Source organism: Paenimyroides ceti (assembly GCF_030409925.1).
The window spans coordinates 334,181-349,888 of sequence record NZ_JAUFQU010000001.1 but is presented as its reverse complement, the minus strand read 5'-3'; the positions used below and the strand labels follow the sequence as shown (position 1 = coordinate 349,888).

Here is a 15,708-nt window from a genome sequence, read left to right as displayed (position 1 = left end):
AATTAAGATCGGATTATAATATAACAATCGAGGATTTGAAAAAATATAGGAAATCCATAACATTTAAAAATAGCAGTCATGACAGAAAAAGAAAGAATACTAAACAATAATCAGGGAGAATTACCAGATACGGCATTATATGATATAATAAGTGTTAGAGGTGTAAGCAATTCCGAAGAAGACTTAGAAACTTTTAAGCAAACGATAATAGCTTTTCTTGACAATAAACATTTAAAGACAGAGAGTTCTGAATGGGAAAAGATTTTACCCAAAAAGCTGGTTCAGTTTACAAATCAATTAGAAAAAGACGATTATCATAAAGATGATTTATTATCACATATTCCCGCTATGATTGACGGTTTAAAAAGGCTTAGACAATGGGAATGGTATAGCTCCAAACTTACTGCTAACGGTTTCGAAGTTGTTATGAAAGGTATCTTTAGAGGAATATTTTTACCTATTCTTCATCATCAGGGATTACCCCATATATCACTGTTTATCACAAGAAATGGCAAAGAATACCCTACAAAGGCTATAACAGATGTTTTAACCTACAAAACTTTTGATCCTATAACACTTAAGTTGAGGGTAAAAGATAATTTTCATTCTCAATGAAAAACCCAAATAAGAGTTAGAAATATCAAAAAACCTACTTCTTACTCTCCTCATTTTATTTTTCGCTTTTTAGATTTATTTCAATGACTTCATGTATTCTTGTAGTATAACGCGGAGACAGTTTTTCCTGACGCATTTTCCATACATAATTGAGCGACTGACCTGCAAATCGTACTTTTCGATCACCACCCCAATATTTATTTACATCATCGATGGTTTTCATCAATACCTCATGTTTTGCATTTCGGATATGAAACAAATTTAACTGTACAGCATCTGTTTCCTGAATTTCTGACAAGATAACCCCTGCCTTTTTATAGTGAAACTCGGGAAGGAAAATTTCTTTTAATCCTTTTTTTGCAGCTTTTATGATATCAATCGTAGAAGAGGTCGGAAAGTCTATCGCTACTGTAACAGATCTGTAGTATTGAGGAAGTTCCGGTTTAAAACGGTTTGTCTTGATAAAAACAGTGATGAGCTGGCATACTCCCTGTTGTCTTCTGAGTTTTTCTGCACTGAGTGTAGCATAGGTTGTGATGCGTTCTTCCAGTTCTGCCTCTGTAGTAAGCATAATGTCGAATGAACGGGTTGTGGCAATACTCCTCTTATCTTCTACTTCTTCCAATTCCAAAACTGAAATGCCTTCTAATTCTTTTTTGATGCGCAATCCTGTAATACTCATGTTTGTTTTTACCCAGGCATCATTGAGCTGTGTAAACTGATGTGCGTTGAAAACACCTATTTTTTGTAATTTTTTAGTTTCCCGGCGACCGATACCCCATACATCTTCTATTTTGGTCCAACGCAACGCTTTTTCTCTTTTGTTTTCTGTATCAATCACATACACATCTCCTGTGCGATCCGGAAATTTCTTAGCTATTTTATTGGCTACTTTTGCCAATACCTTCGTGGGAGCAAAACCAACAGAGATAGGAATGCCCGTTCCTCTGGTAATCATGGTACGTATCTGACTACCCAAAAACAAAAAATCGGTATTTTGATTACCTGTAAATTCTAAAAAGGCTTCATCAATGGAATATACTTCTATATCAGGTGAAAATGTAGCTAAAAGATTCATTACACGGCGGCTCATGTCACCATAAAGTGCAAAATTACAGGAAAAAACATGAACTCCATGCTGTTTGAAAAATGGTTCCCATTTAAAAGCCGGAGCCCCCATAGGTATTCCAATGGATTTAGCTTCATTGCTGCGGGCAATTACACATCCGTCATTGTTGCTCAATACTACTACAGGTTGATGATTTAGTGCAGGATTGAAAACCCGCTGACATGAGGCATAAAAATTATTACAATCAATCAGTGCATACATAACTTTACTTTTTAAAAGTTTTGATGCTGTGAAGGACAACCCCCCATATTAGAAACTGATCAGAAGAGGTTATTTCTATCGGAGCATAGGAGGTATTTTCAGCTATGAGCCATAAACGGTCCTCTTCTTTCTTCAAGCGTTTACACGTAAAAGCCCCTTCAAGAAAACAAACTACGATATCGTGATTCTGAGGTTGTATCAATTTGTCTATGACGAGTAAATCTCCTTCATCAATGCCAATATCCCGCATGGAATCTCCTTTAACTTTTGCAAAAAAAGTGCTGTCTTTATGCTTGATGAGTATTTTATTGAGATCGATGCTTGATTCTATAAAATCATCTGCCGGAGAAGGAAATCCGGTTTTTACGTTACCAACAAAGGGAAGTTCTATACACTCTCCCACTTCTGCACCATACAGCTTTAGTATATTCTCCATTTTACCTTTGTTTTAATTAAGAACAAAATTAGCAGTAAGTTTTTGATTTACATGTTAAACTTTTGAACTAAAAAAAGACCTTATTTTCATAAGGTCTTTTCCACTGCTTCAGTAATTTTCTTTTTCATAGGTGTTTTCTTTTGGAAGCCGAATGTTTTTGAAACAGTCAGTGAATTAATGGAATTGTAATTAACAATTATAATAAATCTATAAAATACTTAAAAACATAACTATTATTATAACTACCAATAAAATTCCTTGTTTGTCAAAACGATTAGTCGTGTTGTTCATGATTTCTATTTTTTATTGGTTCATATTAACATAAAATTAAAACAATTTAACCAAACTAACAAAATAAAATCCAATTTTAACAAACTTTAAAACAAGAATAACGATAAATTATAGAGATTATCAATAATTCTTTCATCACAATGAAGTTTCTATGAGTAAATACTCCTTTGTATCGTTTCAGTATTCTTATACCTAAAAACGCATACAAATTTTATAAAAGAAATTTAAATCGTATATTTAATAGAATAAATAGTGCTTTTTTAACGGAACAAATGATTTTTCCACAAAATGTAGATTTAATCATCTGCTCCTCGAAAAATAAAAAACAGTAGAGCAGCAGAAAAAGATTATAGCAAAAAATCCTTTTTAATCTAAATTCCTATTTATAAAGATCTTGTATGTTTTTTAAGAGTATATTAGAATAAGAGGCATTTTATTATTAAAAAAAGAATAGTATTTGCATATAGCAATAAGAATAAGCAAGATATATTTCGGCTTTGGAAAGCGATCTCATAATAAACAAAAAGAAATGCCTTATGAAAGAGAACAAGAAATATCCGTATCCGCCTTTTGATGAGCCCCTGCAACAACCACCGGGATCTGAAAAAAAAATGGATTTGAAACCCGATCATGGAGAACAAAGCTATAAAGGGTGTCATCAGATGGAAGGTAAATGCGTTGTGATTACCGGAGCCGATTCAGGAATTGGCAAAGCGGTTGCTATTGCTTTTGCCAGAGAAGGTGCAGATGTAGTAATTGCCTATCTTGATAAAGAAGAAAAAGAAGATGCACTCGAAACGCTTTACTGGGTAGAAAAAGCCGGCAGAAAGGGTTTGCTTTTTGAAGGTGACCTGCGCCATGAAGAAATATGCCGGAAACTTATAGAATCAGCTATTTCTAATTTTAAAAAAATTGATGTACTGATTAATAACGCTGCTTTTCAGATGAGCCGCAAAAAACTGGAAGATATTCCATCTGAAGAGTGGATTAAAACCTTTGAGACTAATATCCATCCTATTTTTTATTTATGCAGACATGCCGCTAAACACATGCCGGCAGGAAGCAGTATCATCAATACATCTTCTGTAAATGCTGTAGATCCGAACCCTACCTTGCTTCCGTATGCAGCTACCAAAGCAGCCATCCGGAACCTTACCGGTAATCTGAATCAGTATTTTCTTGAAAACGATCTCTATATACGGGTAAATGCGGTAGCGCCAGGTCCTGTATGGACACCTTTGATCTCAAGTACTTTCCCTAAAAAAGAGGTAGATACTTTTGGTCATGACAACCCGATGAAACGTCCGGCACAACCCGCTGAAATTGCGCCTGCTTATGTTTTTCTCGCTTCAGAGGGTGCAGGTTATATCTCCGGAATTACTTTGCCGGTTACCGGTGGTCGATTATTTTTATAACTCGCTATTATTGATTTTATAACTTAACAACAAGATGATATGAAAAAAACCCTTCACTGCATATTGTACAGCCTTAGCGTTGTATTTATGCTCTCCTGTAAAGACAACCGTCCGAACACACCAGCTTCTCATTACCCGGAGCTAAAGGACTCGTCTACCTATCCGAAAACAGATACTCTGGGCAATATTAAAAACAAAGTATCCGACAATCTGGAAGATGCTAACTCCTATTGGCAAACTATTGCCAATTATAATACAGCCATTGTTTCATTGGGAACTGTAGGCCAGCAGCATGCGACACATGAAAAGGTGAAATCATTTGCGAATAAAATGAAAAACATTCCGATGCAGGTACAGAAACAACTTCCTGTCAGTTTCGGAAAGAATCTGGAAATTGAAGCTAAAATCGACCAGACATTACAGGAAATAAATTCTCTGGCAACCCAATCTAAAAGCAAAGAATGGGATAAGAATTTTGTAACTACTTCTGTCGATTATACTTCTAAATTCGTTCAGATTTTGTCTTCTCTGATTCCGAACATTTCCAATACTGATGAAAAAATGTATTTTGATCAGTTACTTAATGAGTATAAATTATTGGTTGAAGAGGGCAATGCTCTGTTGAAAAAGGATTTAGGATAAATAATTACGTTAAATCTAAAAAAAACCAGAACAGCTTTGTTCTGGTTTTTTTATCACTGCAATATCTAAGGATTTGTAGAAAAAATCGCTGCATTCGCAATCAAAGCTCTTCTGTTGAATTTTAGTATGTCTACAATGAGCTCTGCAAAATCTTCTGGCTGTAATACTTTATCCGGATTTCCGTCTGTAATTTTTAAATCAGATACTGTCATATCGGTTGCAATAGTACTTGGAGTAAGGGTTATTACACGGATATTTTCTTTTCTCATTTCATACATAAGCGATTCTGAAAAACCAATAACCGCTGATTTGGAAGCACTGTAAGCAGAAGAGTTGGCACTACCCTTTAGTCCGGCAGTTGAAGCAATGTTTACGATATCTCCCATCCCTTTGGATTTCATTAGCGGTACAATTGCTTTTGCCACATAATACACTCCTAAGACATTGGTTTGAATGATTTCTTCCCATTTAGCTGTTTCCATTTCTTCTACACTGCCGTATGCTGCTATACCCGCATTATTTACAAGAATATCAATTCCGCCTAATGCTGCTGCTATTTTGTGAACTCCCGCAATTACTTCAGTTTGTATTCCTACATTAAAAACAGCATAAGAAGCCTGGACCCCAAAAGATTGAAGTTCAGCTACTGTTTCCTGTAGCTGCTGCTCATTTCTTCCTGTAATTCCTACGTGTACTCCTTCTTTTGCCAAAGCAACAGCAGTAGCTTTACCCAAACCACGACCACCGCCGGTAACTAAAGCTATTTTTCCTTTTAAATCTATCATTGTTTTTCTTTTATCATTTGTTTTGCTAATGTAAAGCTATTTTCATTTATATAAAAAATCATGCTTTACAAAAAAAGTACGAAACATGCTCTATTTACAATCTGACCGTTTTTCAAATTATGGTGTGACAGGTATGTTAAGAGACACAGCCCATTCTTTGTGTCCGCAAGAGGTACATTGAGGCATGTCAGCAGTCAACTGTACGGTTTCACCGCATTGCATACAGGAGTAGTACTGATTTTCCTGTAAATTTTCTGCCCTTTTATATTCGTGCGGATAAATAGGAAGACCATATCGCACCTCTTTTTCAGGATAGAACAAAATGCTGACTTCTCCGTTTATTTCTAAAAGAGCATACTCTACCTGACCTAAATGACGTACTTTCTGAATACGCAGTTCTGCAAAAAACTCATCCTGAGAAAGACTTTGATGCTCATGTTGATTGATGAGCAGTTTTCCGTCTTTGATAATATAAACCGGACTACCTTCCAATATATGTTCTACCTTTTTGTTTAAACTCATGAGATAGGTGATGATTTTATAAAAAATCAACACTACAGCAAATACAAGAACGGATTGAATAAGAGGAATGTCTAACTGAAACATCGGATCTCCCGCAGCGGAACCGAGCCCGAGAATAAAAGCCAGTTCATAAACGGACAACTGTCTTACTCCTCTTTTTCCGGAAAACCGCAAGACGAGCAGAATGATGACAAACATGAAAAAAGTCCGGAATACAATATTGAATACGGACTCCCAATCGGTATTACTGATAAAAATTTCTTTCCAATCCATGCGTTTTTTATGACTATTATTAAGTACAAAAGTTACTGCTTTTATATTTATAAGTCAAGTTAAAAACAAGATCATAGCTACCTGTGTTTTGACAGGAATAATATGCAATTAAATGTACTTTCCAATTCTTTATATTATGAAAACCTATAAATTTTTATTCTAAAATAATTTACTCCTTCAAAAAAAACGTTTATTTTGCCTGATAAACTATTTTAGAACATCTATATAATGAAAAAAATAATGGTACAGCTGGTGTTTTTAGTCGCTGCTAATTTCACCTTACAGGCTCAGAAGAAACTAAAACTGGAAGAAATCTGGGACGGTACATTTTATACCGAAAGCATGACTGCCCTAACGGCTATGAAAACAACCAATCAATATACCGTTTTAGATTATGACTATGCTTCTAAAACATTTCAGATTGATTTATATGATTTTGCTACTTTAGAAAAAAATAAAAACCTGCTGAACAGTAAAAACTTTCCAGCTCTTAAACAGATAAGTAGTTATGAATTCAGCCCTAAAGAAGATAAAATTCTTTTGGCTACGAATTACTCCCCTATTTACAGACATTCCTTTACTTCGGTATATTATATTTATGATATTAAACAGAATTCTCTCACACAATTAAGTGACAAAGAAGTACAGGAGCCTCAGTTTAATGCAGACGGTTCCAAGATTTCGTATGTAAAGGACAATAATATCTATGTATATGATCTCAACACCCAAAAAAGTGAAGCTATAACTGATGATGGCGTTAAAAATAAGATCATCAACGGTATTACCGATTGGGTATATGAAGAAGAATTTTCTTTTGTACGCGCTTATGAATGGAATGCTGACGGAACTAAAATAGCGTATATTAAATTTGATGAAGCAGAGGTTCCTGAGTTTTCTATGGACATCTACGGGAGAGATTTGTATCCGACTCAGCAAGTATTCAAATATCCTAAAGCAGGAGAAAAAAATGCTCTTGTCTCTCTTCATATCTATGATCTGAACGCTAAAAAAACTACAGATGTTTCGCTTACATACAATGATTTTTATATTCCGAGAATAAAGTGGACGCACGACCCCTCTCTTTTGAGCGCTCAGGTACTCAACAGACACCAGAATAATCTGGATATTGTTCTGGTAGATGCAGCTAAAAACACCTCAAGAGTAGTTTTAAACGAAAAAGATAAAGCCTATGTAGATGTTACAGATTATCTGACATTTTTGAATGATAACAGTTTTATATGGACAAGTGAAAAAGATGGCTTTAACCATATCTATCATTACGATCTTTCGGGAAAATTACGCCAGCAGATTACAAAAGGAAACTGGGAGGTAACCGATTATTACGGATACAATGAAAAAAACAAAACCCTTTATTATCAGTCAACTGAAAACGGTTCTATCAAAAGAGCAATATACGCAATCGGGTTAGATGGTAAGAACAAAAAACGTCTTACTGAAAAAGAGGGAACGAATGCAGCAACTTTTAGTACAGACTATGCTTATTTTATCAATCAGTTTTCTTCCAGCATTCACGCTCCTATGTTTACACTGCATGAAACAAAAACGGGAAAACTTATAAAAACCATTAAAGACAATCAAAAAACAGAACAAAAGTTAGCTTCTTATAATTTGCCCAAAAAAGAGTTTTTTGAAATTAAGAACGAGCATAATGAAACCCTTAATGCCTGGATAGTAAAGCCTGCAAATTTTGATCCCGATAAAAAATATCCGTTATTGATGTATCAGTATTCAGGTCCGGGCTCACAGGAAGTAGCTGATAAATGGTGGACAAGTAATGATTACTGGCATGCACTCCTTACTCAGGAAGGTTATATTGTCATGTGTGTAGACGGGCGAGGTACCGGTTTTAAGGGAGCTGCCTTTAAAAAAGTAACCCAATTAGAACTGGGAAAATATGAGGTTTCCGATCAGATATATGTGGCAAAAGAAATGGCAAAAAAATCATTTATCGATGCAGACAGAATTGGAATCTGGGGATGGAGTTTCGGAGGCTTTATGTCTTCAAACTGTTTATTTCAGGGGCGCGATGTGTTTAAAACTGCCATTGCAGTAGCCCCAGTAACTTCATGGCGTTTTTATGACTCTGTTTATACAGAGCGGTTTATGACCACTCCACAGGAAAATGCTTCAGGATATGACCAGAATTCACCTATTACACATGCAGGAAAACTCAAAGGAAATTTCTTACTGATACACGGTACTGCCGATGACAATGTGCACGTACAGAATGCTATGGTACTTATCGATGAATTAGTACGCCTGAACAAAGATTTTGACTGGCTGATTTATCCTGACAAAAATCACGGTATTTATGGAGGAAAGACACGATTACAGCTTTATAACAAAATGACCAATTATTTGAAAGAAAAATTATAAACTCATTTTTTGAGTAAAATAATTGCACGATTGTTAAAACCTTCAATCGTACATTTAAATATCTGTTTTTTTTAATATTTTTTATACATTTGAAGATTGTTGAAATTTTAAGCCTTGTGCTTTTTCGGCAATTCTTAAAATAACGTTTTATATGAGCAATACAATTATTGACCCACAGCTGGAAGCCATTCAAAATTTTGAAGGTAAATACCCGAAACAATTATGGTATTTATTTATGGTAGAAATGTGGGAACGCTTTTGTTTTTACGGAATGCGTGGTGTCTTAGCCATCTTTATGGTAGACCAATTGTTATTAACGGAGAAAGATGCCAATTTGAAATACGGAGCCATTCAGGCTTTTGTATATGCTTTTACTTTTATCGGAGGTATTTTTGCAGACAGAATACTTGGATTTAAAAAATCACTGACTTTCGGGGCACTCATGATGATTCTCGGAAATGGATTGATTGCTGCAAATCCGCATGATTTCTTTTATTTCGGTATTGCTTTAACCATTATCGGTACCGGATTTTTCAAACCGAATATTTCTTCTATGGTAGGAGATCTTTATAAAGAAGGTGACCCGAGAAGGGATGCCGGATTCAGTTTATTTTACTCTGGTATCAATGTAGGAGCTCTTTTAGGAGGAGCCCTTTGTGTATATCTTGGAAAAAGTCATTCCTGGAGTTTGGCCTTTTTGGCAGCGGCTGTTGTGATGGTGATCGGTTTGGTAATGTTTCTGTTTACAAAAAAATATCTGGGACCTATCGGAAACAGTCCGATTGCGCATATGCCGGAAACAAAAAAACGCATGCGCGAAGCAGCTGTATATATAGGAGCCCTGATTTCTATTCCACTTATTTTTATCATGATCCGCAACACACAATACACTGATATTTTCATGTATGTGATTGGGCCGGTAGCTCTGATTTACTTTTTTATACAGCTTGCAAAACAAAAAGAAAAAGCGTCGAGAAACAAGCTCATTGCTGCTCTGATTCTTATTTTCTTTTCCATTATCTTTTTTGCTTTTTTTGAACAGGCAGGAGGTTCTTTAGCATTGTTTGCCAACAATAATTTACAGGCGAGTTTATTAGGTATCGGAATAGATCCTAACATTGTAAACAACAGTGCCAATTCTTTATTTGTCATCATTTTTGCGCCTTTAATCGGAATTTTATGGATTGCTTTGGCTCGAAGAGGAAAAGAACCGAATACAGTAATCAAATTCGGGTTGGGATTTTTACTATTAGGACTTGCTTACTATATTTTCTTTTCAACGCGTTTTTTCGCAAACGAACAGGGAATTACATCACTTGAAATTTTTACGGTTGCTTATCTGGCTGTAACATTGGGTGAGCTTTGTTTATCGCCTATCGGCCTTTCCATGATTACCAAATTATCCCCTAAAAACTTAGCAGGTATGATGATGGGATTATGGTTTTTGGCAAGTGCATACGGGCAATATGTAGCTGGTTTGATCGGTGCCGGAATGTCATCACCAAATGCAGATGCTTCTTTACTTGACAAGCTTATTTCTTATACCAACGGTTATCAACAATTGGCATTATATGCTTTAGGAACCGGTATTTTAATCATTGTTATTTCTCCATTCATTAGAAAACTAATGCAGGAAGTAAAATAAAAAACTATTAACTCAAAATTCTTATAATGGCAGCAGAAGTAACTACTACCAATCCAGATTTTTTTAAATCGAAAGTACTTGGGCATCCGTCTGGTTTATTCGTTCTTTTCTTTACAGAAATGTGGGAACGATTTTCCTTCTACGGAATGCGCGTTTTATTGATTAACTTCTTAACAATGGCTATCATCGGAAACAATCCTGGCTGGGGTTGGTCTGCTGAACAAGCCGGAGCTTTATACGGTACTTACGCCATGCTTTTATACATCACTCCTATTTTTGGTGGTATTCTTGCAGATAAATACATAGGTTACCGATGGGCAGTTGTTATCGGAGCATTTATTATGACCCTTGGGCATGCTTCGATGGCACTTGAAGGAGAATCATTTATGTATATCGGTTTAGGATTATTAGTATTGGGAACTGGTTTCTTCAAGCCTAATATGACTTCCATATTATCAGAAATGTACAAATCATTCCCTGAGAAAAAAGACGGAGCATTTACCATTTTTTATATGGGGGTAAACGCAGGTGCCTTTTTTGGAATGATGCTTTGCGGTTACCTCGCTGAAAAGGTAGGATGGCACTGGGGATTTGGTTTAGCCGGAATCTTCATGTTATTGGGAACTTTACAATTTTGGCTTTCTAAACCTATTTTTGGAAATATTGGTGAAGTACCTTCTAAAGAGAAAAAAGCAGCAGCAGCAAAATTAGCTTCTGAATCTAAATCTGAAGATGACCGTCCAAATCCTTTTACAACAGTAGATTATATACTGATTGCTGTAAGTACGATCATAGGACTTCTATATGCTTTTAACGATCCTTTATCAAAGATTGCCAATATCAATATATTCAAAATGCTTACCATCGGTAAAGTTGACGGATCTATTGTTGCTATTCTGATCGGTTTGGTAGTATTTTTATTCGTAGTAATCTCACGTTTATCGCGTTACTCAAAAGTAGTAAGAGATCGTATGATTGCAGTTATTGTTTTCGCATTTTTTACCATCTTTTTCTGGATGTCATTTGAGCAGGGAGCTACTTCTCTGGTTTTATTTGCACGTGATAATACGCAGCGTATTCTGAATGGAAACAGCGCTCTTATTTTCAATATTGTTAATACCTTATTAACCGTTATTCCATTATTAATCATTTCATGGGTTCTGATTTTGCTGGCAAGACAAACCTGGAATAAAACACCATGGGCAAACATCATTTTAGGTATTACCTTTTTGGGAGTTTGGGGTACAGCTATCTGGATGCTTAATTATGACTGGACTTCACATGCGTATGCTGTAAAATATAAAGCTGTGGAAACTCCTGTTATGGACAAAGAAACCGGCAAACAAAAAATGGATGATAAAAACCAATTGGTTTACAGCTACACTCCGGTTACCGAAACTTATGTATCTAACCCTACAGATAAAATAGTTGACCGTGAGGTTATTCTGAGTTCAAAAACATTGTATGAAGTAGGTCAGGAAATTAAAGTACACCCTGAATTGGACAACTTTATTATCCTTAGTGCTGAAAAAGAAAATAAAATTCGCTCAGATTACCAGACACACACAAAAGATTCACAGATTGCAACTGCACAGATTACTGAAATCCGCGATAATCAGGTAGAAATTACAGTAGCATGGTTCTCTATTCTGAACTCATTCTTTATCATTGCATTCGCATCTGTCATTTCTAAAATATGGGATTCAAGATACAATCCGCCTGCAGCCTTTAAATATGGACTTGGACTTATCATCATGGCAATCGGATTCGGATTACTGGCTTTCGGAGCTTATGGTATCCAGGAAGGTGTGAGAGTTTCTATGGTATGGCTGATATTTGCATATCTGTTTCATACACTCGGAGAACTCTGTCTCTCCCCTGTGGGCTTATCCTACGTATCTAAACTGGTACCAGCCCGCATGATTGCCTTCATGTTTGGTATGTGGTATCTGGCTATCGCTATAGGAAATAAGCTGGCTGCTGTATTGGGAGGGCAGATTGAGAATATTACGAATCAGTATTCGCTTTCTACATTCTTCCTAATTTTTACAATTGTTCCGATTGCTGCAGGGCTTATTGTCATGTCACTACATCCGGCATTGAAAAAATTAATGCACGGTGTAAAATAATATTTATTATTTGAAAATATAAATCCGTTTTGTACATTCACAAAGCGGATTTTTTAAATAAAAAACTAAAACCTATTATATGAAAAAAATATTTTTATTACTGACCATCGCTTTGATCAGTTTTTCCACACAGGCTCAGGAGGTTAAATGGATGACCTTTAATGATGCCATCGCGGCACAGAAAAAGAACAAAAAACCAATTTTCATGGATGTCTACACAGTTTGGTGTGGTCCATGTAAAATGTTGGACAAAAATACTTTTTCGGATCCTAAGGTAGCCGAATTGATCAACAAAAAATACAATCCGGTTAAATTCAATGCAGAAGGTAATGAAGCTATTACCTTTGCCGATAAAAAGTTTGCCAACCCATCTTATGATGAAAACAGAAAAAATACAAGAAATGCAATGCATGAATTTGCAGGTTTTTTAGCATTAAGAGGCTATCCTACAATGGTCATTATTGATGCAAATAATAAAGTATCTAAATCAATTGTCGGATATAGAAGTGCTGAACAGTTGACCGCTGAATTGTAAAATAATCAATTATTGAATGTCATATATCCCTTTTCACGCATATCGTGATAAGGGATATTTTTTTTATCACAACTTGTAAGCCAGTTTTCCTTTCTCCATTTTTTGTTTCCGGGATGAACAATCAGTTGCCGGGGTTGATGGTATTCTATAAGCCGATCAAGATTTACAGCCGGATTGTTGATAAGAACTATTACATCTGCCTTTTGAGATGTCTTATAAATCCCTAAACTATCCACAAGCAAAAAGAGTTTATTTCCATTTTTAAAACTGTTCTCTACATGATGTATCACAATCTGTTTTTTACCCTTTTCCCTTATAAATTCTTTTATATAATGCTGTTGCTGTACATCAGGATCTGTTGTATAAAAATGATATTTATCTGAACTCAATTCTACATAGGTAAAGTTTCTGTAATCATACAATACATATTGTTCTGTAACCCCCTTTTTTAAATACGGGATGAGATAATTGATTTGTAAGGAAATGAGAAGTATTAATAGCAGGATTATTTTTTTATAGGTATATTTTTTTAGCAGCCATGCAACACTAAAAATGAGCAGTATATACACTATACATTCTGTGAGCTTTACAGAAATATCTGTAAGTATCCACTGATGCTGGGCAGCAATCATCTCCGTTACTTTATTACCAAAAAGTATCAGATATTCTATAACATACCCGAGATAGCGTGCAAGATATTCATTTATATAATTTAAAGCCAAAAGCAATAACAAACCTAAAAGCACAAGATTAGTAGTGGTTACGACAATAAGGTTACCGATCAGGAACAATAAGGGAAACTGTCCGAAGTAATATAATGAAAGAGGAAGCACACCTAATTGTGCAACTAAAGAAATAGCAACCATTTCACTAAAAAAATTGATTAACTTATTCTCTTTCCTGAAGTATTTTCTGATGAGCGGATACAGGTAAATGATGGCATAAACGGCCATATAGCTTAACTGAAATCCAATATCAAACACATAATTTGGATATAGCAGTAAGATAAAGAACATGGAAACAATAAGAATATGGATCGTGGAAGTATTTTTTCTAAGCATACTTCCGAAACCGACCAGCGAAAACATAACTACAGACCGTACTACGGGTCCGCTTAAACCGGATAAAAAAGCAAAAAATATCAGAAAACTTACGACGCCTAAAAAACGATAATTTCTGTTTCGTATTCCAAGCCCTAATATAAAATTAAGGACATAATATAATAATCCTATATGCAGCCCTGAAACAGATAAGACGTGAACTACTCCGGCGTCTCGATAATTTTTTTCAACGGTCTCGCTCATATCCTGACGCTGCCCAAATAATAAGGCATAAATGATTCCGCGTACTTCTTGATCATACGCGTGCAGGTCAAAGCTTTCTTTGAGCTGTTCTCTTACAAAGGCTACATAATGATAAAAATCTTTTTGCGGTGGTAGTATTTTATAAACACTGTCTACCTTTATTTGTCCGTAAATATTTTTTTTGGATAAATAAGCAGCATAATTAAACTGATACGGATTTTTGGCTGTATGGATTGGCTTTACGGCGACATACGAAATAAAAGTTTGTCCTGTCTGCCAAATGGAATCTTTGACAGACTGATATATGAGTACACGGTGCTTTTTATTGTCTTGAATAAGGGTTCCATAATATCTGTTTTGGGAACTATTGGGTTTTAGCTGCTCTTCTACTGTAATACTATAAAATCGTGAAACCTCATATACCGGCTTATCCTGCCTGTTTGTGAATGAGTACGAAGAAATGCCGGCAAGAATAAAAAAGAGTGCCACAAAAAGCCATGAAAAAAATCTTGCTGCCTCATTGCGCACATTGTTATTTAAAAGAGTGTGGAAAAATAAAAATAATAAAATAAGAGCAGTTAAAGGAATCACCCAGAAAATGGTCTGAAATCTTATTGAAAAATAGTCAGACAAAAAAATCCCATTAACATAAAAGAATGTAATGGGAATCATTGGATGTTTCATTACCTTCATCATAAAATAAAGATAATCAAACAGATGCGAATTTCAATAATTAACTCTTATAAAATTTGCTGCTCGTAAACTCTGTTAATCTGAGCAAATCCTTTTGAATAATAAGGTTCTTTTGTTGAGGATATAATCACGCCCTGAGAAGTAGAAGAATGGATAAATTTGATTTCATCTTCTGTTGCCTCAATAACGATTCCGACATGATTAATCACTTTTTTGCCTCCGTTTCTGAAGAAAATAAGATCTCCGGTCTGTGCATTTGCTTTGGTCACTTTTTTTCCTAAAGAAGCCATTTCTCGAGAAGTTCTTGGCAAAGTAATATTAAATTGTTCAAAAGCTGTTTTTACAAAACCGGAACAATCCATACCGCTTCGGCTCATACCTCCCCATACATATCTTGTACCCTGATAATCGTTTGCCACGTTTACCAGCTGTTCTGTAAGATAACAATATTTCTTGGGTTTGGAGTCTTTTGCAGTTGCTACCATCTGAGCTTCTTCATCGATAGCATTCATACGGGCGTTGATTTCTGCAATGGTAATTTCTTTGGAGTCGGTAGCTGAATTTTTAGCTTGATTTTTGGTGGCTGTCTTTTTTGAAGTTTTATAAACTACATTAGACTTTTTCACTTGTGCTGTAATTTCGTTCGTCGTAAAAAACGAAATGGCTGCAAGAAAAGTTAGTGTAATGGCCTTCATT

13 protein-coding genes are annotated in these 15,708 nt (G+C 35.4%); 7 read left to right on the top strand and 6 right to left on the bottom strand.

All coding sequences use genetic code 11. The annotated features are described in order from the left end of the window. Positions 1-78 precede the first annotated feature (78 nt). On the top strand, positions 79-615 hold the full coding sequence (locus tag QW060_RS01485) for a hypothetical protein (RefSeq protein ID WP_290361944.1): 537 nt from the start codon (positions 79-81) through the stop codon (positions 613-615). A gap of 55 nt (positions 616-670) precedes the next feature. On the opposite strand, the gene QW060_RS01480 is transcribed toward QW060_RS01485, so the two are convergent. After that, the gene (locus QW060_RS01480; RefSeq protein ID WP_290361943.1) at positions 671-1,945 is read right to left on the bottom strand and encodes a Y-family DNA polymerase; all 1,275 of its coding nucleotides are present in this window, start codon (positions 1,943-1,945) and stop codon (positions 671-673) included. 4 nt (positions 1,946-1,949) lie between these two features. Further along, complete coding sequence (locus tag QW060_RS01475) at positions 1,950-2,381, bottom strand: LexA family protein (protein WP_290361942.1); 432 nt, start codon at positions 2,379-2,381, stop codon at positions 1,950-1,952. Between the two features lie 827 nt (positions 2,382-3,208). Between QW060_RS01475 and QW060_RS01470 the strand changes: the two genes are divergently transcribed. Further along, positions 3,209-4,087, top strand: coding sequence for an SDR family oxidoreductase (locus QW060_RS01470; protein ID WP_290361941.1), 879 nt, complete (start codon positions 3,209-3,211; stop codon positions 4,085-4,087). A gap of 39 nt (positions 4,088-4,126) precedes the next feature. After that, positions 4,127-4,729 carry a DUF4142 domain-containing protein gene (locus QW060_RS01465; RefSeq protein WP_290361940.1) on the top strand — a complete coding sequence of 201 codons (603 nt, stop codon included), beginning with the start codon at positions 4,127-4,129 and terminating at the stop codon, positions 4,727-4,729. A gap of 65 nt (positions 4,730-4,794) precedes the next feature. On the opposite strand, the gene QW060_RS01460 is transcribed toward QW060_RS01465, so the two are convergent. Then, positions 4,795-5,511, bottom strand: a complete 717-nt coding sequence (locus QW060_RS01460; RefSeq protein ID WP_290364666.1) for a 3-ketoacyl-ACP reductase — start codon at positions 5,509-5,511, stop codon at positions 4,795-4,797. A gap of 120 nt (positions 5,512-5,631) precedes the next feature. Next, positions 5,632-6,309: a YetF domain-containing protein gene (locus QW060_RS01455; protein WP_290361939.1), complete on the bottom strand. Its 678-nt coding sequence runs from the start codon at positions 6,307-6,309 to the stop codon at positions 5,632-5,634. Positions 6,310-6,537: 228 nt separating this feature from the next. On the opposite strand from QW060_RS01455, the gene QW060_RS01450 reads away from it, so the two are divergent. From QW060_RS01450 to QW060_RS01435, 4 genes are all read left to right on the top strand, one after another. After that, entirely contained in the window at positions 6,538-8,706 is a 2,169-nt protein-coding gene (locus tag QW060_RS01450) for a S9 family peptidase (protein WP_290361938.1), read from the top strand. 151 nt (positions 8,707-8,857) lie between these two features. Further along, positions 8,858-10,351, top strand: a complete 1,494-nt coding sequence (locus QW060_RS01445) for a peptide MFS transporter (protein WP_290361937.1) — start codon at positions 8,858-8,860, stop codon at positions 10,349-10,351. Between the two features lie 26 nt (positions 10,352-10,377). Continuing rightward, positions 10,378-12,480, top strand: a complete 2,103-nt coding sequence (locus QW060_RS01440; protein ID WP_290361936.1) for a peptide MFS transporter — start codon at positions 10,378-10,380, stop codon at positions 12,478-12,480. Between the two features lie 79 nt (positions 12,481-12,559). Further along, positions 12,560-13,015 (top strand): thioredoxin family protein, encoded by a 456-nt coding sequence (locus QW060_RS01435; RefSeq protein ID WP_290361935.1) that lies wholly within the window; start codon positions 12,560-12,562, stop codon positions 13,013-13,015. Between the two features lie 5 nt (positions 13,016-13,020). On the opposite strand, the gene QW060_RS01430 is transcribed toward QW060_RS01435, so the two are convergent. Continuing rightward, positions 13,021-15,015 (bottom strand): ComEC/Rec2 family competence protein, encoded by a 1,995-nt coding sequence (locus QW060_RS01430; protein WP_290361934.1) that lies wholly within the window; start codon positions 15,013-15,015, stop codon positions 13,021-13,023. Between the two features lie 44 nt (positions 15,016-15,059). Then, a complete protein-coding gene (locus tag QW060_RS01425; RefSeq protein WP_290361933.1) occupies positions 15,060-15,707 on the bottom strand; it encodes a C40 family peptidase in 648 nt (215 codons plus the stop codon). Position 15,708: the final 1 nt, after the last annotated feature.

What these genes read in the sequence shown, in the direction of transcription:
- QW060_RS01480 (WP_290361943.1), bottom strand. Translation starts at nt 1,945, where the DNA reads ATGTATGCACTGATTGATTGTAATAATTTTTATGCCTCATGTCAGCGG.
- QW060_RS01470 (WP_290361941.1), top strand. Translation starts at nt 3,209, where the DNA reads ATGAAAGAGAACAAGAAATATCCGTATCCGCCTTTTGATGAGCCCCTG.
- QW060_RS01430 (WP_290361934.1), bottom strand. Translation starts at nt 15,015, where the DNA reads ATGATGAAGGTAATGAAACATCCAATGATTCCCATTACATTCTTTTAT.
- QW060_RS01445 (WP_290361937.1), top strand. Translation starts at nt 8,858, where the DNA reads ATGAGCAATACAATTATTGACCCACAGCTGGAAGCCATTCAAAATTTT.
- QW060_RS01455 (WP_290361939.1), bottom strand. Translation starts at nt 6,309, where the DNA reads ATGGATTGGAAAGAAATTTTTATCAGTAATACCGATTGGGAGTCCGTA.
- QW060_RS01465 (WP_290361940.1), top strand. Translation starts at nt 4,127, where the DNA reads ATGAAAAAAACCCTTCACTGCATATTGTACAGCCTTAGCGTTGTATTT.
- QW060_RS01425 (WP_290361933.1), bottom strand. Translation starts at nt 15,707, where the DNA reads ATGAAGGCCATTACACTAACTTTTCTTGCAGCCATTTCGTTTTTTACG.
- QW060_RS01450 (WP_290361938.1), top strand. Translation starts at nt 6,538, where the DNA reads ATGAAAAAAATAATGGTACAGCTGGTGTTTTTAGTCGCTGCTAATTTC.
- QW060_RS01440 (WP_290361936.1), top strand. Translation starts at nt 10,378, where the DNA reads ATGGCAGCAGAAGTAACTACTACCAATCCAGATTTTTTTAAATCGAAA.
- QW060_RS01475 (WP_290361942.1), bottom strand. Translation starts at nt 2,381, where the DNA reads ATGGAGAATATACTAAAGCTGTATGGTGCAGAAGTGGGAGAGTGTATA.
- QW060_RS01485 (WP_290361944.1), top strand. Translation starts at nt 79, where the DNA reads ATGACAGAAAAAGAAAGAATACTAAACAATAATCAGGGAGAATTACCA.
- QW060_RS01435 (WP_290361935.1), top strand. Translation starts at nt 12,560, where the DNA reads ATGAAAAAAATATTTTTATTACTGACCATCGCTTTGATCAGTTTTTCC.